Genomic DNA, 17,844 nt, shown 5'->3' with positions numbered 1-17,844 from the left:
AGCCTACGTGACGTCACTGACAACGACAGTGCCCGATCCCACGACGTACGAAGCGGCCGTGTCGTAGAGATCTACGACACGGCCGCTCCAGGGGGGGCGTGTCAGTGGGCGCCGGTACCGGTCAGCGACCTGACCTCCAGCTCCGCGTACTTGCCCTTGTCCGGCTCCTCCTTGGAGAGGTAGGTGCCGATGACGCCGAGCAGGAAACCGACCGGGATCGAGATGAGACCCGGGTTCTCCAGCGGGAACCAGTGGAAGTCGACGTCCGGGAACATCGAGGTGGGCTTGCCGGAGACGACCGGCGAGAACAGCACCAGGCCGACCGCCGTGACGAGGCCGCCGTAGATCGACCACAGGGCGCCGGAGGTGGTGAAGCGCTTCCAGAAGAGGCTGTAGATGATCGTCGGCAGGTTTGCCGAGGCGGCGACCGCGAAGGCGAGCGCGACGAGGCCCGCGACGTTGAGGTCGCGGGCGAGGGCGCCCAGCAGGATGGAGACCGCGCCGATGCCGACGGTCGCCCAGCGGGCCGCACTCATCTCCTGCTTCTCGGTGGCCTGACCGCGCTTGATGACGTTCGCGTAGATGTCGTGCGCGAAGGACGACGACGAGGCCAGGGTGAGGCCGGCGACGACCGCGAGGATCGTGGCGAAGGCGACCGCCGAGATGGTGGCCAGCAGGATCGCGCCCCAGTTGGAGTCGACGCCGCCCAGATGCAGGGCCAGCAGTGGCGCCGCTGTGTTGCCCGCCTTGTTGGAGGCGATGATCTCGTCCGGCTTGATCAGGGCCGCGGCGCCGAAGCCGAGGGCGAGGGTCATCAGGTAGAAGGCGCCGATGAGGCCGATGGCCCAGATGACCGACTTACGGGCGGCCTTGGCGGTGGGCACCGTGTAGAAGCGGATCAGGATGTGCGGCAGTCCTGCGGTGCCGAGGACCAGGGCGATGCCGAGCGAGATGAAGTCCAGCTTGGTGGTGCTGGTCGCGCCGTACTTCAGACCGGGCTCCAGGAAGGCCGAGCCCTTGGCGCTGTTGTCGGCGGCCGAGCCCAGCAGGTCGGAGATGTTGAAGTCGAACTTCAGCAGGACCAGGAAGGTCAGCAGCAGGGCGCCCGCGATCAGGAGCACCGCCTTGACCATCTGGACCCAGGTGGTGCCCTTCATGCCGCCGATGGTGACGTACACGATCATCAGGACGCCGACCAGGGCGACGATGCCGATCTTGCCGCCGTCGCTGGTGATGCCGAGCAGCAGGGAGACCAGGACGCCCGCGCCCGCCATCTGGGCCAGCAGGTAGAAGATCGAGACCACGATGGTGGAGGTGCCGGCCGCCGTGCGGACCGGGCGCTGGCGCATCCGGTACGCGAGGACGTCGCCCATCGTGTAGCGGCCGGAGTTGCGCAGCGGTTCGGCGACCAGGAGCAGGGCGACGAGCCAGGCGACCAGGAAGCCGATGGAGTACAGGAAGCCGTCGTAGCCGAAGAGGGCGATGGCGCCCGCGATGCCGAGGAAGGACGCGGCGGACATGTAGTCGCCGGAGACGGCGAGGCCGTTCTGGAAGCCGGTGAACTGGCGGCCGCCCGCGTAGAAGTCGGAGGCGTCCTTGGTCTGGCGTCCGGCCCAGACCGTGATGACGAGGGTCGCGAGGACGAAGACCGCGAACAGGCTGATGATCAGCCCTCGGTGCTCGCTGGCCTCGCCTGCCGCCAGGGTGATCGCGGGGCTCATGCGCCGCCCTCCATCCGGGACTTGATGGCCTCGGCCTTGGGGTCGAAGCGGGCGGCAGCGGTGCGCGCGTACCACCAGGCGATGAGGAACGTGGTGAGGAACTGGGCGAGGCCCAGGACCAGGGCGATGTTGATGTTGCCGACGACCTTGGTGCCCATGAAGTCGCCCGCGTAGTTGGACAGCAGGACGTACAGCAGGTACCAGGCGATGAAGCCGACGGTCAGCGGAAAGGCGAAGGAGCGGTAGGAGCGGCGCAGTTCACCGAACTCCGCGCTCTCCTGCACCTCGGTGAACTCCTCGGTGGTGGGGAGTTTATGGGTCTCTTTCGAGGGTGGCGGTGCGTCGGTGGCCACGGAGTCTCCTCGCGTTGCGGGTGCGGTTGTGACGGGGACCGGGCGCGAGTCTCCTCGCGTTCCCTGCCCAAGGTCACGGCGGCACGCTCGGACCGGTTCAACTCGCTTTGCTTCTTTCCGAACTCACCTTGGGGAAGTCATTGCTGGCCAGCGACTTCGGGAGATAGCTTCGGCCTGCACCACCCGTCATGTACCTGCCCGAGCGACACCTGTGTCTCGGGCCGGTTTCGTTTCCGGATGATGTGGAGACCCCATGTCCCAGCCGCGTTCCAGACGTTCGAGACGTTCCATACGTTCAAGAGACCGTCTCGCGCTCGCCGTGCCCGTCGTGCTGTCCCTCACGGCCTCGCTCGGCTTCCTGCCCTCGGCGGCCTCGGCTGCCCCTGCCACGGAGTCCGTGGCACAGGCAGCGGACGCGACGAACCTGTCGTACGTCGTCAACACCAAGGTGGACCACCGCACGATCGCGTCGGTGAAGAAGGCGATACCGGCGGCCGGCGGCACCGTAGTGATCGCGTACGAGAAGATCGGCGTGATCGTCGTCCACTCCTCCGCGCCGGACTTCGCCCAGAAGATCCGCAAGGTGCGCGGGGTGCAGTCGGCCGGCGCCACCCGCACCTCGCCCCTGACCCCGGCGGGCACGACGGACGAGGGCGCGGTCCAGGTGCTGTCGGACGCGCAGGCCGCGAAGCTCGCGAAGACCTCGGCCGCCACGCCGGACAGCGAGCCCCTCGAGGCCGATCAGTGGGACCTGCGCGCCATAGGCGCCGACAAGGCCGCCAAGATCAACCCGGGCAGCCGCAAGGTGACCGTCGCCGTGATCGACACCGGCGTCGACGACACCCACCCCGACATCGCGCCGAACTTCTCCGCCGCGCAGTCGGCCAACTGCGACGGTGGTGTCCCGGACACCACCGCGGGCGCCTGGCGCCCGTACACCGCGGACGACTACCACGGCACGCACGTGGCCGGTGAGATCGCCGCGGCCCGCAACGGTGTCGGCGTGGCCGGGGTCGCGCCCGGCGTGAAGGTGTCGGCCATCAATGTGACCGACCGGAGCAACGGCCTCTTCTATCCGGAGAGCGTCGTGTGCGCCTTCGTGTTCGCCGCCGACCACGGCGTCGAGATCACGAACAACAGCTACTACGTTGATCCCTGGCTGTACAACTGCATGGACGACCCCGATCAGCGGGCCATTGTTGATTCGGTCAACAGGGCGCAGCTGTACGCGCAGCACAAGGGCACGCTCAGCCTGGCGTCGGCGGGCAACTCCAACGACGACCTGGACTCCGACGCGCTCGTCGACGCCTCCAGCCCCGACGACTCCACTGCGGTGGAGCGCACCGTCGATCCGCACGAGTGCTTCGACGTACCGACGCAACTGCCCGGTGTGGTCACGGTCAGCGCGACGGGCGTCAAGAACCTCAAGTCGTACTACTCCTCGTACGGCAAGGGCGTCATCGACGTCGCCGCGCCCGGTGGCGACCGGCTGTACCAGATCCCGGACACGCCGTCGCAGAACGGCCGCATCCTGTCCACCCTGCCGAACGGCCAGTACGGCTTCCTGCAGGGCACTTCGATGGCCTCGCCGCACGCCGCGGGCGTCGCCGCGCTGCTGAAGTCGACGCATCCCAAGGCGAGCCCGGCCCAACTGCAGGCGCTGCTCAAGGCGCAGGCGGACGCCACGAGCTGCCCGGCCTCCTACGACCAGGACGGCGACGGCACACAGGACGCGGTGTGCGAGAGCGGCACCCGGGCCAACGGGTTCTACGGCTTCGGCATCGTCAACGCGCTGCGCGCGGTCAAGTGACCCGCACGTACCGCTTGTCCCGCATACGAACTGGAGAGAGTCTCATCATGACAGGGCCCCACTCGCGCCATCGGCGCGCGCTCGCGATCCCGCTCGGTATGGCCATGGCGACGGCCATGGCGTTCCTGCCGGGCGCCACGGCGTCCGCGGCCGGTCTGCCCGGCACCACGGCCGGTGTCACCGGTGCCGTCAGCGACGTCCTCGCCTCCGCCGACGCGGACGGCACGGCGCTCAGCTACGTCGTCAACGTCCGCCCCGGGCACGGCCCTTCCGCCCAAGTGAAGAAGGCCATCGCCGCGGCCGGCGGCACGATCGTGACGTCGTACGACCAGATCGGCGTGATCGTCGTCCACTCGTCGAACTCCGACTTCGCCAAGACGATCCGCAAGGTCCGCGGGGTCGAGTCGGCCGGCAACACGCGCAACGCGCCGCTGCCCGCGCAGTCGACGACCGACGAGGGGACGCCGAAGGCGCTCAACTCGGCGCAGCTGGCCGCCGCGCAGGCCGCCGCCGGCGCCGGCCAGGACCCGCTGGAGTCCTTGCAGTGGGACCTGCCCGCCATCAAGGCGGACAAGGCGCACGAGAAGTCGCTCGGCAGCAGCAAGGTGACCGTCGCCGTGATCGACACCGGCGTGGACGACACCCACCCGGACCTCGCGCCGAACTTCGACCGGGCCGCGTCGGTCAACTGCGTGACGGGCAAGCCGGACACCGCCGACGGGGCGTGGCGGCCGAGCGCCGCGGAGAGCCCGCACGGCACGCACGTGGCAGGTGAGATCGCGGCCGCCAAGAACGGCGTCGGTATGACGGGTGTCGCGCCCGGCGTGAAGGTGGCGGGCATCAAGGTGTCGACCACCGCCGGTTACTTCTACACGGAGGCCGTGGTCTGCGGCTTCGTGTGGGCGGCCACGCACGGGGTCGACGTCACCAACAACAGCTATTACACCGACCCGTGGTACTTCAACTGCACCGACGACCCGGACCAGAAGGCCCTCGTGGACGCCATCACCCGGGCCACGCGGTACGCGGAGAAGAAGGGCGTGGTGAACGTCGCCGCGGCCGGCAACGAGAACTACGACCTCGCGGCCGACGAGATCACCGACCCGGTCTCGCCGAACGACGGCACGCCCTCGGACCGGGTGATCGACCCGTCGAAGTGCTTCGACATACCGACCCAGCTGCCGGGTGTCGTGACGGTCGCGGCGACCGGCGCCAAGGGCATCAAGTCGTCCTTCTCCAACCACGGCCTGGGTGTCATCGACGTCGCCGCGCCCGGCGGTGACTCGACGGCATACCAGACGCCCCAGCCGCCCGCGACCAGCGGGCTCATCCTGGGCACGCTGCCCGGCGGCAAGTGGGGCTACATGGCCGGTACGTCGATGGCCTCGCCGCACGCCGCGGCCGTGGCCGCCCTGATCAAGTCGACGCACCCGTACGCTCCGCCGGCCCTGGTGAAGGCGCTGCTGTACGCCGAGGCCGACGCCACGCCGTGCACGGATCCCTACGACATCAACGGCGACGGCAAGGTCGACGCGGTGTGCGAGGGGTCCAAGAACCGCAACGGCTTCTACGGCTGGGGCACGGTGGACGCACTGGACGCGGTGACGAAGTAGGTCCCTCCATATATTGATTGCGTCAATACTGCATAGTGCAGTCATGACGGGAATCAAGTTTGTGGTGCGGGAGGGCGCTCTTCAGGGGCGCCTTCCCGCACAGCAGCTGGCGCGGACTTGTGTTGGCGAGTGCGCGCTGGCCGCCGCTGAGCTGGGGGCTCTGCGGGCGGCGCTCGCCGAGGTGCCGACGGTGCGGGTGGACGACGGGGCGGTCGCCACCGCTTTCCTGAGCGAACGTCATCTGTTGATCAATGGTCGCCAGCCGGTCAACTTCGCACCGCTGTCCCGGTTCTGGCGGACGGCGGACGGATGGGTCCGCACCCACGCGAACTATCCGCACCACCGCGCGCGACTGCTCCAGGCGCTGGGAGTGCCGGAGGACCCGGCGGCCGTGGAGGCGGCGCTGGCCGAGCGGTCCGCCCTGGACGTCGAGGACGCCGTGTACGCGGCCGGGGGTCTCGCCGTCGCCCTGCGCTCTCCCGAGGAGTGGGCCGTACACCCGCAGGCAGCCGAGGTGGCGAAACGGCCGCTGGTCGAGCGGGGGCGACTGGACACGGCACGCGCGCGTGCGTTCGCGCCGGTCGGCACCTCTCCCCTGCTGCCGGCCGCCGGCCTGCGCGTCCTGGACCTGACGCGGGTTCTCGCGGGGCCGGTCGCCACCCGCACCCTCGCTCTGCTCGGCGCGGACGTCCTGCGCCTGGACGCGCCCGGGCTGCCCGAACTGCCGGACCAGCACGCCGACACGGGTTTCGGGAAACGGTCGGCGACGCTGGACCTGGCCGCCGACCGGCAGACATTCGAGGAACTGCTCGCGGCGGCGGACGTGGTCGTCACCGGATACCGGCCCGGCGCCTTGGACCGCTTCGGACTGTCACCCGAAGCGCTGGCGGAGCGGCGGCCCGGGGTGGTCGTGGCGCAGTTGTCGGCGTGGGGCGGGTACGGGCCATGGCGTGAACGGCGAGGCTTCGACAGCCTCGTACAGGCGGCCACCGGGATCGCGGTACTGGAGGGTTCACCGGATCGGCCGGGCGCGCTGCCCGCGCAGGCCCTCGACCACGGGACGGGTTATCTGCTGGCGGCGGCCGTACTGCGGGCGCTGACGGAGCAGTCGCACCAGGGCGGGAGCCGGTTCGTGCGGCTGGCGCTGGCACGGACGGCCCAGTGGCTGACGGACGGCATGGGCGGGAACGCGGCGGCCGACGCCGTGAGCGAGTCCTACGACGGCCCTGAGCCCTGGTTGGCGGAGACGGACAGCGCGCTCGGACGGCTGCGCTACGCCCTCTCACCGGTCTCCTTCGACGGCGGTCCCGCGGACTGGGCGCGGCCGCCGGTGCCGTGGGGCACGGATCCCGCGCGCCTGCGCTGAGCGGGACGGAACCGACCGCGGCACCGGAAACGTGCCTATGGGTGGAATGCCTTACCACCACTTGTTTCACTGCAGTTGCCCGGTTCTGTCCGTTGTGGCCAAGATCGTGGGGTGACCTTGATAAGACCCACCTCCGAGGCGACCGACGCGGGCGACCCCACCCGCCGTCCCGGCACCGGCCGGGCGGTCGCCGTCCTCCTCCTGGCGGTACTCGCCGTAGCGATACCGCTGTTGGGGCCGTCCGCCGCGCTGCACGGCACCGGGGAGGCCGCCGCGCCCGGGGCCGGCGGGGTGGCCCTGTTGCGGGCGGTGCTGTTCGCGGCGCTGTGTGTGCCGCTGGGCGAGCTGTTCGTGGGCCGGCTGGCCCGCTCCGTGCCCGATGCCCCGCCGGACGTGCCGCGCTCCTGGGCCCCTTATGCGGCCGCCGCCGGTTTCCTCGCCGCGCTGGGTCTGGCGTCGTTCGTGGCGACCGGCAATCTGGTGCCGCACAGCCTTGCCGAGATCAACGTCGGCGGTCTGTACGAGTCGCGGGACGGCAAGTTGGCGCTCTTGGAGGTCAACGCGTTCCTGGTGGCCGGCCTGTGCGCCCGTTCGGCCCGCCCGGCCACCCAGGTGTGGCCCCTGGCGGCCGTGGTGGTGGCGGAGGCCCTGCGCGCCCATCCCCCGACCCAACTCAGTCCGCTGACCGGCTCCGGGCTGACGCTGGTTCATCTGACGTGCGCGGCGCTGTGGGCGGGCGGACTGCTGCGGGTGCTGCGGACGCTGCGCCACTGGGGCCCCGCGGAGCCGGGCGCGGCGCTGCTCGGGCTCTACGCGCGTGTGGCGGCCGTTCTGCTCGCCGCCATCACCGCGACCGGTGTGTGCAGTTCGCTGCGCCGGATGCCGCCCGGCACGATTCTGGACCAGCTGACGGACACCGCCTACGGGCGCACGCTGCTCGCCAAGGTGCTCCTCGTGGCGGTCGTCGCCGCTCTCGCGCTGTGGGCCCGGATCCGGCTGCACCGCGCCCCCGCATCGCTGACCGCCTGTGCCCCCGCACGGGCGGAGGTCGTCGCCCTCGGTCTCGTGGTCGTCCTCTCGGGGCTGCTGACGGCGCTGCCGCTGCCGATCCGCTGGTGAAAGCTGCTCGGTGAGCGCTAGTTGGTGACGAGGACCTTGAGGGCGGTGCGCTCGTCCATGGCCTTGTAGCCGGCGGGGACGCCCTCCAGGTCGACGGTCATGTCGAAGACGGGCGACGCGTCGACGGTGCCGTCCAGGACGTCGGGCAGCAGCTCGGGGATGTAGGCCCGGACCGGCGCGACCCCGCCGCGCAGGGCGATGTTCCGGTCGAACATGACGCCGAGGTCGACGCCGGTGGCGCTGCCGTGCGGCACACCGACGAAGCCGATGGCACCGCCGTCGCGGGTGATGCCGACAGCCGTCCGCATGGACTGTTCGGTGCCGACGGCCTCGACGACGGCGTGCGCGCCCTGGCCGCGGGTGAGTTCGCGGACTGCCTCGAGGGCCGCGTCCCCGCGCTCGGCGACGACGTCGGTGGCACCGAAGCGGCGCGCGATGTCGGTGCGGACCTGGTGCCGGCCCAGGGCGATGATCCGTTCGGCGCCGAGCCGCTTGGCCGCGAGCACCGCGCACAGGCCGACGGCCCCGTCGCCGACGACGGCGACCGTGGCGCCCGGGCGGGCTCCGGCGCCGAGGGCCGCGTGGTGACCGGTGCCCAGGACGTCGGAGAGAGTCAGCAGGGAGGACAGCAGGCGGTCGTCGGAAGCCGCCTCCTTGGGCAGCCGTACGAGGGTGCCGTCGGCGAAGGGGACGCGCACGGCCTCGCCCTGGCCGCCGTCGTAGCCGACGGAACCCCAGAATCCACCGTGCTCGCAGGAGGTGGTCAGGCCCTCGCGGCAGTAGTCGCAGACCCCGTCGGACCACATGAAGGGCGCGACGACGAGGTCACCGCGGCGGACGCTGCCGACCTCGGAGCCGGTCTCCTCCACGATGCCGAGGAACTCGTGGCCGATCCGCTGCCCCGGCTTCCGGGCCGCCTCGCCGCGGTAGGCCCACAGGTCGCTGCCGCAGATGCAGGCGCGCAGCACCCGGAGGACGGCGTCGGTGGGCAGCTGCACCACGGGCTCGGGCACGTCCTCCACGCGCATGTCGTACGGGGCGTGGATGGTGGTGGCGCGCATGGCGAGGATCCTTCTCGTGCGAGTTGTGAGGACGCTCAGGGGGTGGTCGAGCGCATCTCACCGTACGTCGCCAGCGGTCCCGGGCGCGCTTCGAGGGCTCGAAGGGTGCCACTGGCCAGCAGGAACTGCGCGGCACTGTACGTGAGCATGATCCAGAAATCGGGCCGGGGAAGCTGGGGCCAGTCGGCGACGCCGGTCGCGATGAGGGTGTCCGAGAGGAGGAAGAGCGCGCCGCCGAGTCCGGAGAGCGCCCCGAACCGCACGGCCGACGCGCACGCCATGGTCGTGAGCAGGACGCTGTAGCCGGCGACGGGCACGCGCAGTCCGGCGGGCAGGTCCGGCCACAGGGCCACGACGGTGACGACGAGCGCGGTGGCGTAGGCGGGTGCGAGGAGGCCGGCACGCGCGCGTGGGCTGCCGTACGCCTGGAAGAGCGCGAGGTAGCAGACGTGGCCCGCCGCGAAGGAGGCCATGCCGGCGAGGAAGGCGGGGTCGGCGTCGGACAGCAGCAGGACGTCGCCGCCCCAGCCGAACAGAAGGGCGGCGACCAGGAACCGGGGCGCCGCGGACACGACGGAGTACGCGGCCAGGAGGGGCATCAGAAGGGGCTTGGCGACGGCGTGCCCGGGAGCGAAGCCGGTGGCCAGGGAAGTGAGGTCGACGACGACGGCGAGGGCGAAGACCGCGAGGAGTGCGTGGCGGGTGCGGTGGGTTCCGTGGGCGCTCGGGATCCTCACGCGGGCACGGTCTCCTCGGCCGTCTCCGGTATCGGTGCCGGTGCCCAGCCCGGCCCCCTGAAGACGCGTCCCGCCCGCTCGCGCCAACTCCGCGCCTTCTTGACGTCCTTGATGATCGCTACGTACTCGTGGGTGGCCACCTTGATCGGGTTGAACGTGTTGATGTTCTTGGTCAACCCGTAGACGGGCCGTTCGGTCTCGGCAACGAACGAGCCGAAGAGCCGGTCCCAGACGATGAGGATCCCGCCGAAGTTGCGGTCCAGGTAGCCGCCCTGGGAGGCGTGGTGGACGCGGTGGTGGGACGGGGTGTTGAAGACGAACTCGAACCAGCGGGGCATCTTGTCGATGCGTTCGGTGTGGATCCAGAACTGGTAGACGAGGTTCGCGGAGGAGCAGAAGGCGAGCGCGGCCGGGTGGACGCCGGCGGCGACGAGGGGGACGTAGAACGGCCAGACGGTCAGGGTGGTCCAGGGCTGGCGCAGCGCGGTGGTGAGGTTGAACTTCCGGCTGGAGTGGTGGACGACGTGGCAGGCCCACAGGATGCGGATGACGTGGTGGCCGCGGTGGGACCAGTAGTAGAAGAAGTCCTGCCCGAGCAGCATCAGGGGGACCGTCCACCACAGGACGGGGACGCGGAGCGGGGTGAGTTCGTACAGGGCCGTGTAGAGGGCCACGATCGGGATCTTCCACAGGAAGTCGAAGAAGAGGCTGCCGAGTCCCATGCCGATGCTGGTGGCGGCGTCCTTCGTCTCGTAGCCGGCGGCGTCCTCGTCGGGATGGACGCGGACGCTGATCATTTCGATGACGGTGAGCAGGACGAAGGCGGGTATGGACCAGACCACGACGTCGGGGAGGTTCGGCATGCGTGCACCGTAGAACCGCCGGTCGGGCGCGGCTAGACGTTGTTACCCACAAGTATTACCGGTGGTACGCGCTTGCTTCTTGGCGATCTCCGCCAAGGGGTGTCAGTAGGCGGTTGTTCCGGACCGCCTCCACGTCAACTGACCCCCGCCGCCCCCAACAACACCCCCACGCCGTACGTGACCCCCATCGCCAGCACCCCGCCCCCCACGTTCCGCACCACCGCCCGCCCCGCGGCCGCCGCCCCCAAGCGTGCGCTGCTCCAGCCGGTCAGCACCAGCGCCGCCACCACCGACACCACCGTCACCGGTACCCGCCACCCCGACGGAGGCAGCACGATGGCGAGCAGGGGCAGCAACGCCCCCGCAGTGAACGCCAGGAAGCTCGCCCAGGCCGCGTGCCAGGGGTTCGTCAGGTCGTCCGGATCGATGCCGAGCTCCACGCGCGCGTGAGCCCGCAGTGCGTCACGTTCCGTCAGTTGTTCCGCCGCCTCACGGGCCACGTCGCGCGACAGCCCCCGTTCCTCCAGAAGGTCCGTCAACTCCTCCAGCTCCGCCTCCGGCTGTTCCCTCAACTCCCTTTTCTCCACCGCCAGCGCGGCCATCTCGGAGTCGCGCTGGGTCGACACGGACACGTACTCCCCGGCCGCCATGGACATCGAGCCGGCCAGCAGGCCCGCCAGACCCGCCGTCAGCAACGCCGCGCGGTCGCTCGTCGCGCCGGCCACGCCGACGACCAGTCCCGCCGTGGAGACGATGCCGTCGTTGGCGCCGAGGACGGCCGCCCGCAGCCAGTTGAGGCGGGCGCCGAGCGTGCCGCCGTGGGCCTCGTCGTGCGTGGGTTCGGTCATCTCCGGAGGATGGCACCCCGGTCGTCGCGAGCCGGGCACCGACGCCACCGTGAGGGACTGTCAGTCGCGGCCCGTATCCTCATGAACCATGCTCGAAGACCAGACGACCGCAGCGTCCTCCCCCACGACGTGGCCGTCCGTGTATCCGCAGGGATACGCGGTCGTCGACGTGGAGACCACCGGACTGGCCCGGGACGACCGGATAATCTCCGCCGCCGTCTACCGGCTGGACGCGCGCGGCGAGGTCGAGGACCACTGGTACACGCTGGTCAATCCGGAGCGCGATCCCGGCCCGGTGTGGATCCACGGGCTGACGAGCGAGGCACTCGAAGGCGCGCCTCTCTTCCAGGACATCGCCGAGGAGTTCTCGGCCCGTCTCGACGGTCGTGTGCTCGTCGCGCACAACGCCGTCTTCGACTGGCAGATGATCGCCCGCGAGTACGCGCGCGCGGGACGGGTGCCGCCGGTGAGTCAGCGGCTGTGCACCATCGTCCTGTCGAAGGAGCTGGGGCTGCCGCTGCCCAACCACAAGCTGGAGTCGCTGGCGGCGCACTTCGGCGTCGTACAGCAGCGGGCGCACCATGCCCTCGACGACGCGCGCGTGCTCGCGGAGGCGTTCCGGCCGAGTCTGCGGGCGGCGGCCGCACGAAGCGTGCGGCTGCCCCTGCACGAATGCCGGCCGCTGACCGAGTGGACGGACCGGGCGGTGCCCAGGCAGTCGGCCGGCTACGGCAGTTACCGGCCGACGAGTTGGCGGCCCGCGCGCAAGCGCCCCGCGTGCCCCTACCCCAACCCGGGGCGCTACGAGGACGGCAGGCCGCTCAAGCAGGGCATGCGGATCGCGTTCTCCGGGGACACCTCGGTCGAGCGCGACCTCCTGGAGGACCGAGCGGTCGAGGCCGGGCTGCATGTCGCCACCAGCATCTCCCGGCTGACCAGTCTGCTCGTCACGAACGACCCGGACTCGGGCACGTCCAAAGTGGTCAAGGCCCGGCAGTTCGGCACACCGGTCGTCGACGAGGCGGCCTTCGGGCAGCTTCTCAGGGATGTGGAGCCGGCGTCGGAGGGATGACCGCACGGCAGGCCGGGACCGTACGGACGGGTGATTGCCGTACGACTCACCCCGCGCCGACTCGCCCGCGGGGCGACGACGGCCCACCCTGTGGCGCATGGCGACTTGCGAAGTTTGCGGCAATAACTACGGCATGACCTTCGAGGTGCACGCACAGGGCGCGGTGCATGTCTTCGACTGCTTCTCCTGTGCGATCCACCGGATGGCTCCGATCTGCGAGCACTGTCGTGTGCAGATCATCGGGCAGGGTGTGGAGGTCGAGGGGCACTGGTTCTGCGGTGCGCACTGCGCCCGCGCGGAGGGAAGGGTGGGCATCGTCGACAAGGTCTGACCACACCCCTGTGCGAACACCCCGCGGTCCGAGTTGTACGGTCGTGGGGTGTACCGCTTCCTGTTGTCCCGGCAGTGGGTGATCCTCTCGCTGGTCGCCCTGCTTCTCATCCCCACGATGATCAGGCTGGGCATCTGGCAGATGCACCGCTACGAGGAGCGCACCGCCCGCAACCAGCTGGTCTCCGACGCGATGTCCGCGAAGCCGGTGCCGGTGGAGCGGATGACCTCGCCCGGACACACCGTCACCACTCACGACCGGTATCGCAGGGTGATCGCGAAGGGTCGGTTCGACACCGACGACGAGGTCGTGGTCCGGCGCCGCACCAACTCCGACGACGAGGTCGGGTACCACGTCCTGACCCCCTTCGTCCTGGACGACGGCAAGGTACTGCTGGTCAACCGGGGGTGGATCCCCTCGGACGGGCCGAGCCAGACCGCGTTCCCGAAGATCCCCGCTCCCCCGAAGGGCGAGATCACCGTCACGGGGCGGCTGATGCCCGACGAGACGACCGCGGCGAGCGGCATCAAGAACCTCAAGGGGCTGCCCGACCGGCAGGTCATGCTGATCAACAGCGAGCAGGAGGCCGAGCGGTTGGGCGCCACGGTGCTCGGCGGCTACATCGCCCAGACGGCACCCGAGCCGAAGGGCGACAGCCCGGAACTGATCGGTGGCGACCCCGGCAAGGAGGACGCCGCGCTGAACTACGCCTATGCCATCCAGTGGTGGCTGTTCTCCGTCGGCGTTCCGGTCGGCTGGGTGGTCCTGGTACGACGGGAACTCCGCGACCGGCGGGAGAAGGCGGAGCAGGACAGCACACCGAAGACGGAGCCGGCCGCGGTGTGACACGCCGGCCCGGCCATACGCCGCCCGCAGCGTGATCAACAGGCCCGGCCGTACGCCCACCGCAGTGTGCTTACCGGCCCGGCCCCACGTCGCCCACAGTGTCGTCAACCGGCCCGGCCCCACGTCAGTCGCAGGGTTGACGCACCGGCCCGACCTCAGAGCGCCGGCCTCGGGGTGATGCACCCGGTCGCCCCACAACGCCCCCACGGTGCCAGCAGCCCGGTACCTCGGACCGCCGACCACGGTGTGACCAGTCGGCCCAGCCTCCGAACACCGGCCGGGTGCGCCCCATCGCCCCGACCTCGACACCGGCCGCAGGGTCCGCCCCACCGGCCCGGTCCTACGTCAGCCGCAGGTGACGCATCGGCCGCGGCGTGGTGGACCCGCCCACCCGCACAGTGACCAGCAGCCCGGCCTCACACCCCACAGCCCCGACCTCGACGCACCAACCGCGCTCTCCCCCTCACCGGCCCGGACGACCCCGGTCCCGGTCCCGCCAATAGAGAAACGTGCGCTCCGGCTCGGGGAGCAGCTCCCACGGATGTGGGGTCATTCGGCGGCCGATCCGCCGGAACACGGGTGCCGTGTCGGACGGGCGGTGTGCGCGGACGAGGGCGAAGGCCAGGATGTTGAGGTCGGCGACGGCCTCGGCGTGCGGGGGCGCGGCGGTGTGGAACCAGTCGGTCAGGGCCGACTCGATCTCCGCGTCGGCCAGGGGTTCGTTCCAGTGGCTGTCGGCCCCGAGGGACGTCTGCCGCTGCCGGTGGGCGACGAGCTCGACGCGGGCCGCCACGGGGAGCAGGGCGAGGGGCGAGCCGTGCGGGGCGCGGGCGGCACCTTGCCGGGCGAAGTCCATCATGTCGGCGACCGAGCCGTGTCCGCGCGGGGACAGATAGCCCAGCAACCGGTGGTAGGCGCCCCGGTGCCACGGAGCACGGGTGACGGCCTCGGTCCAGACGGGCACCGCGTCCCGGGGCGGCACGGCGAGGGAGTGCATCAGCCCGAGCAGGGCCAGCCAGGGCGTCGGATCCCCAGGACAGACCTCGGCGGCACGCAGACACGCCCGCTCGGCGTCCCGGGCAGCGGTCCACCCGTCGGCCGGGGCCCGCCGTACACACCGGACACAGGCCCACAACACCAGCGCGTCCCCGTCGCCGGGCCGTTCGCTGATCCACCGCTCGCACACCGCGGGCGGCAAGAGGTCCGCCAGTACGGACATCCGGTGCCACCGGCGATCCCAGTCCCTCCCCGTGTCCCGCAGCAGGTCGGCGACGGGCTGCCAGAGCGGACGGCTGGAACCCGCGCCGAGGCCGTGCAGTTGAGGGGTGGGCCGGAGTTCGGTCAGCGTCGCGTGCAGCGCGTCGTCGTCGAGGGCGGGGTGGACCAGCAGGGCGGTGCGGCGTCTGAACATCTCGGTCCCGAAAGGTGAGAGGGGCGGGCGGTGTGCCCGCCCCGTGGTCCACGACGGCGGCGTCAGCAGCACCGCCCCTGCGGATGAGCCTCCCGGTGCCGGGTGCGCAGCACCTCGTACTCCCGTCGAGTGGGTACCGGCGCGCGCGGATGGTGGCGCAGATGCCGCTCGCGGTAGCGGTCGTACTCCGCCTCCCCGGTCAGCTCCCGCAGGTACCACCGGACGGCCCGCGCCCACCGCCGCGCCCTCACGGGCACCGTCACGAGCGCACTCCCACGAGCGCCTCACCGGCCTGCTCGGGCACGTCGATCCGTGACTCGACATACGGCGCCTCGGTGGTCGGCGACGCCCCCGGCGCCCGGACGGCCCGCACACACACCACCGCCGCGTTGACGATCACGACCGCGACCAGCAGCAGGAACAAGGCGATCAGCACCCCGTCGACCGTGGAGTTGGTGACCACCGTGTGCATGTCGTCGAGCGTCTTGGCGGGCGCGAGCACCTGGCCCGCGTCGATGCCGTCCGCGTACTTGGCCCGCTGGGCGAAGAACCCGACCCGAGCGTCGTCGGAGAAGATCTTCTGCCAGCCCGCGGTGAACGTGATCGCGACAACCCAGGCCAGCGGGACCCCGGTGACCCACGCCCAGCGCAGCTTCCCGGACTTGACGAGGACAGTGGTGCACACGGTCAGCGCGATCGCGGCCAGCAGCTGGTTCGCGATGCCGAAGAGCGGGAAGAGCTGGTTGATGCCACCCAGGGGGTCGGTGGCTCCGGTGTAGAGGAAGTAGCCCCAGGCCGCCACCACCAGAGCGCTGCACAGCCAGATGCCCGGCTTCCAGTTGACCCGGCCGACCGGCTTCCACACGTTGCCGAGCATGTCCTGGAGCATGAAGCGGCCGACGCGCGTACCCGCGTCCACCGTGGTCAGGATGAACAGCGCCTCGAACATGATCGCGAAGTGGTACCAGAAGGCCTTCATGGCGGTACCGCCGAACACCCCGGAGAAGATCTCCGACATGCCGACCGCGAGGGTCGGGGCGCCTCCGGACCGGGCGATCAGCGACTGTTCCTCGACCGCCTTGGCGGCCTGGGTCAGCTGGTCGGGTGTGATGGTGAAGCCGAGGCCCGACACCGCGTGCGCGGCCGACTGGGCTGTCGTGCCCAGCAGTCCCGCCGGGGCGTTCATCGCGTAGTACAGGCCGGGCTCCAGGGTCGCCGCCGCGATCAGCGCCATGATCGCCACGAACGACTCCATCAGCATGGCGCCGTAACCGATGAGACGGACCTGCGACTCCTTCTCGATCAGCTTCGGCGTCGTACCGGAGGAGACCAGCGCGTGGAAGCCGGACAACGCGCCACAGGCGATGGTGATGAACAGGAAGGGGAACAGCGAGCCCGCGAACACCGGCCCCGCACCCGATGTGGCGAAGTCGCTCACCGCGTCCGCGCGCAGCACCGGGGCGGCGACCACGACACCGACGGCCAGCAGCGCGATGGTGCCGATCTTCATGAAGGTGGAGAGGTAGTCGCGGGGGGCCAGGAGCATCCAGACCGGGAGGACCGACGCCACGAAGCCGTAGCCGACCAGGCAGAAGACCAGGGTCGTCGGGCTCAGGGTGAAGGTGGAGGCCAGCGAGGAGTTCTGGACCCAGCTGCCGCCGGCGATCGCGAGCAGCAGCAGCGCGACGCCGATGAAACTGGTCTCCACGACCCGGCCGGGGCGGATGCGGTGCATCCAGAAGCCCATGAACAGGGCGATCGGGATGGTCATGGCGACGGAGAAGGTGCCCCACGGGGAGTGCGCGAGGGCGTTGACCACGACCAGGGCCAGCACGCCGAGCAGGATGATCATGATGGCGAAGACCGCGACCAGCGCGGCCGCGCCGCCCGCCCGGCCGATCTCGTCCCGGGCCATCTGCCCGAGCGACGTGCCGTCCCGCCGCATGGACAGGAACAGCACGACCATGTCCTGTACGGCCCCCGCGAAGATCACTCCGGCGACGATCCACAGCGTGCCCGGCAGATATCCCATCTGGGCTGCCAGCACCGGGCCGACCAGTGGTCCGGCGCCCGCGATGGCCGCGAAGTGGTGGCCGAGGAGCACCCGCTTGTCGGTGGGGTGGAAGTCGACGCCGTCCTCCAGGCGTTCGGCCGGAGTGGCGCGGCGGTCGTCCGGCTTCAGGACGCGGCGGGCGATGAACCGGGAGTAGAAGCGGTAGGCGATCGCGTACGAGCCGAGCGCGGCGACGACCAGCCAGACGGCGGAGATCTTCTCGCCCCGGGCCAGCGCGAGCACGCCCCAGGCGACCGCGCCGAGCAGCGCGACGACGGCCCACAGCAGGATCGACCGAGGTGACATACGTGATTTTTCAGGCGCCTTGAGGGCAGGCTGAAGGACGGTCTCGGGCATGGCGGCTCCTCACCGGAAACGGTGGAACGGGAAAGGCACAGAGAGACTCAGCGGCGATGTCGGTCCGTCAGCGCATACGCGGCGAGCAGGCACAGACCGCACCCCGGCACCCAGGCGAGCTGGTACCAGTAGAAGAACGGCGTGCCCGCAAGGCGCGGCTCCGCACCGGCGTACATCGGAACCCACAGCAGTCCCGCGGCGGGTGCGAGCAGCAGTACGGCGATCGCGACGCGCCGTAGCCGGTGATGACCGGTCCGTGCCATGACCTGCGCTCCTCTCCCCA

The 17,844-nt window shown here is 70.7% G+C and carries 17 protein-coding genes; 7 read left to right on the top strand and 10 right to left on the bottom strand.

Annotated features, from left to right (window positions below; translation table 11 throughout):
- Nucleotides 1-101: 101 nt before the first annotated feature.
- On the bottom strand, nucleotides 102-1,721 hold the full coding sequence (locus AQJ46_RS16625; protein WP_057618196.1) for a solute symporter family protein: 1,620 nt from the start codon (nucleotides 1,719-1,721) through the stop codon (nucleotides 102-104).
- The gene (locus tag AQJ46_RS16620) at nucleotides 1,718-2,074 is read right to left on the bottom strand and encodes a DUF485 domain-containing protein (protein WP_057618197.1); all 357 of its coding nucleotides are present in this window, start codon (nucleotides 2,072-2,074) and stop codon (nucleotides 1,718-1,720) included. The genes AQJ46_RS16625 and AQJ46_RS16620 overlap by 4 nt, the downstream gene beginning before the upstream one ends.
- Before the next feature lie 253 nt (nucleotides 2,075-2,327).
- On the opposite strand from AQJ46_RS16620, the gene AQJ46_RS16615 reads away from it, so the two are divergent.
- From AQJ46_RS16615 to AQJ46_RS16600, 4 genes are all read left to right on the top strand, one after another.
- Complete coding sequence (locus tag AQJ46_RS16615) at nucleotides 2,328-3,884, top strand: S8 family serine peptidase (protein WP_059206308.1); 1,557 nt, start codon at nucleotides 2,328-2,330, stop codon at nucleotides 3,882-3,884.
- Nucleotides 3,885-3,931: 47 nt separating this feature from the next.
- On the top strand, nucleotides 3,932-5,497 hold the full coding sequence (locus AQJ46_RS16610; RefSeq protein WP_059206307.1) for a S8 family peptidase: 1,566 nt from the start codon (nucleotides 3,932-3,934) through the stop codon (nucleotides 5,495-5,497).
- Between the two features lie 43 nt (nucleotides 5,498-5,540).
- Nucleotides 5,541-6,863 (top strand): CoA transferase, encoded by a 1,323-nt coding sequence (locus tag AQJ46_RS16605; RefSeq protein ID WP_059206306.1) that lies wholly within the window; start codon nucleotides 5,541-5,543, stop codon nucleotides 6,861-6,863.
- A gap of 111 nt (nucleotides 6,864-6,974) precedes the next feature.
- Nucleotides 6,975-7,982 carry a CopD family protein gene (locus tag AQJ46_RS16600; protein ID WP_059206305.1) on the top strand — a complete coding sequence of 336 codons (1,008 nt, stop codon included), beginning with the start codon at nucleotides 6,975-6,977 and terminating at the stop codon, nucleotides 7,980-7,982.
- Between the two features lie 17 nt (nucleotides 7,983-7,999).
- On the opposite strand, the gene AQJ46_RS16595 is transcribed toward AQJ46_RS16600, so the two are convergent.
- From AQJ46_RS16595 to AQJ46_RS16580, 4 genes are all read right to left on the bottom strand, one after another.
- On the bottom strand, nucleotides 8,000-9,043 hold the full coding sequence (locus tag AQJ46_RS16595; RefSeq protein ID WP_059206304.1) for a zinc-dependent alcohol dehydrogenase family protein: 1,044 nt from the start codon (nucleotides 9,041-9,043) through the stop codon (nucleotides 8,000-8,002).
- A 35-nt stretch (nucleotides 9,044-9,078) separates the two neighbouring features.
- A complete protein-coding gene (locus AQJ46_RS16590) occupies nucleotides 9,079-9,780 on the bottom strand; it encodes a lysoplasmalogenase (protein WP_059206303.1) in 702 nt (233 codons plus the stop codon).
- Nucleotides 9,777-10,643: a sterol desaturase family protein gene (locus tag AQJ46_RS16585; RefSeq protein ID WP_059206302.1), complete on the bottom strand. Its 867-nt coding sequence runs from the start codon at nucleotides 10,641-10,643 to the stop codon at nucleotides 9,777-9,779. Before AQJ46_RS16585 ends, AQJ46_RS16590 begins: the two co-directional genes overlap by 4 nt.
- A gap of 134 nt (nucleotides 10,644-10,777) precedes the next feature.
- A complete protein-coding gene (locus AQJ46_RS16580; RefSeq protein WP_059206301.1) occupies nucleotides 10,778-11,491 on the bottom strand; it encodes a VIT1/CCC1 transporter family protein in 714 nt (237 codons plus the stop codon).
- Between the two features lie 88 nt (nucleotides 11,492-11,579).
- Here AQJ46_RS16580 and AQJ46_RS16575 point away from each other — a divergent pair, with 88 nt between their 5' ends.
- The 3 genes from AQJ46_RS16575 (at nucleotide 11,580) to AQJ46_RS16565 (ending at nucleotide 13,740) form a co-directional block, all read left to right on the top strand.
- Nucleotides 11,580-12,563 carry a DEDDh family exonuclease gene (locus AQJ46_RS16575; RefSeq protein WP_059206300.1) on the top strand — a complete coding sequence of 328 codons (984 nt, stop codon included), beginning with the start codon at nucleotides 11,580-11,582 and terminating at the stop codon, nucleotides 12,561-12,563.
- Nucleotides 12,564-12,660: 97 nt separating this feature from the next.
- Nucleotides 12,661-12,894 (top strand): hypothetical protein, encoded by a 234-nt coding sequence (locus AQJ46_RS16570; protein WP_079072294.1) that lies wholly within the window; start codon nucleotides 12,661-12,663, stop codon nucleotides 12,892-12,894.
- A gap of 48 nt (nucleotides 12,895-12,942) precedes the next feature.
- Nucleotides 12,943-13,740 (top strand): SURF1 family cytochrome oxidase biogenesis protein, encoded by a 798-nt coding sequence (locus AQJ46_RS16565; RefSeq protein ID WP_059206299.1) that lies wholly within the window; start codon nucleotides 12,943-12,945, stop codon nucleotides 13,738-13,740.
- A 463-nt stretch (nucleotides 13,741-14,203) separates the two neighbouring features.
- Here AQJ46_RS16565 and AQJ46_RS16560 read toward each other — a convergent pair whose 3' ends face one another.
- The 4 genes from AQJ46_RS16560 to AQJ46_RS16545 form a co-directional block, all read right to left on the bottom strand.
- A complete protein-coding gene (locus AQJ46_RS16560) occupies nucleotides 14,204-15,151 on the bottom strand; it encodes a hypothetical protein (RefSeq protein ID WP_059206298.1) in 948 nt (315 codons plus the stop codon).
- A 62-nt stretch (nucleotides 15,152-15,213) separates the two neighbouring features.
- Nucleotides 15,214-15,414 (bottom strand): YbdD/YjiX family protein, encoded by a 201-nt coding sequence (locus AQJ46_RS16555; RefSeq protein WP_404828446.1) that lies wholly within the window; start codon nucleotides 15,412-15,414, stop codon nucleotides 15,214-15,216.
- Entirely contained in the window at nucleotides 15,411-17,561 is a 2,151-nt protein-coding gene (locus AQJ46_RS16550; protein ID WP_059206297.1) for a carbon starvation CstA family protein, read from the bottom strand. Before AQJ46_RS16550 ends, AQJ46_RS16555 begins: the two co-directional genes overlap by 4 nt.
- Before the next feature lie 47 nt (nucleotides 17,562-17,608).
- Nucleotides 17,609-17,824, bottom strand: a complete 216-nt coding sequence (locus AQJ46_RS16545; protein WP_057618211.1) for a DUF3311 domain-containing protein — start codon at nucleotides 17,822-17,824, stop codon at nucleotides 17,609-17,611.
- Nucleotides 17,825-17,844 lie beyond the last annotated feature (20 nt).

It is taken from the genome of Streptomyces canus, assembly GCF_001514145.1.
Taxonomy (GTDB): Bacteria; Actinomycetota; Actinomycetes; order Streptomycetales; family Streptomycetaceae; genus Streptomyces; species Streptomyces canus.
This window is presented reverse-complemented; position numbering and strand designations above follow the sequence as displayed.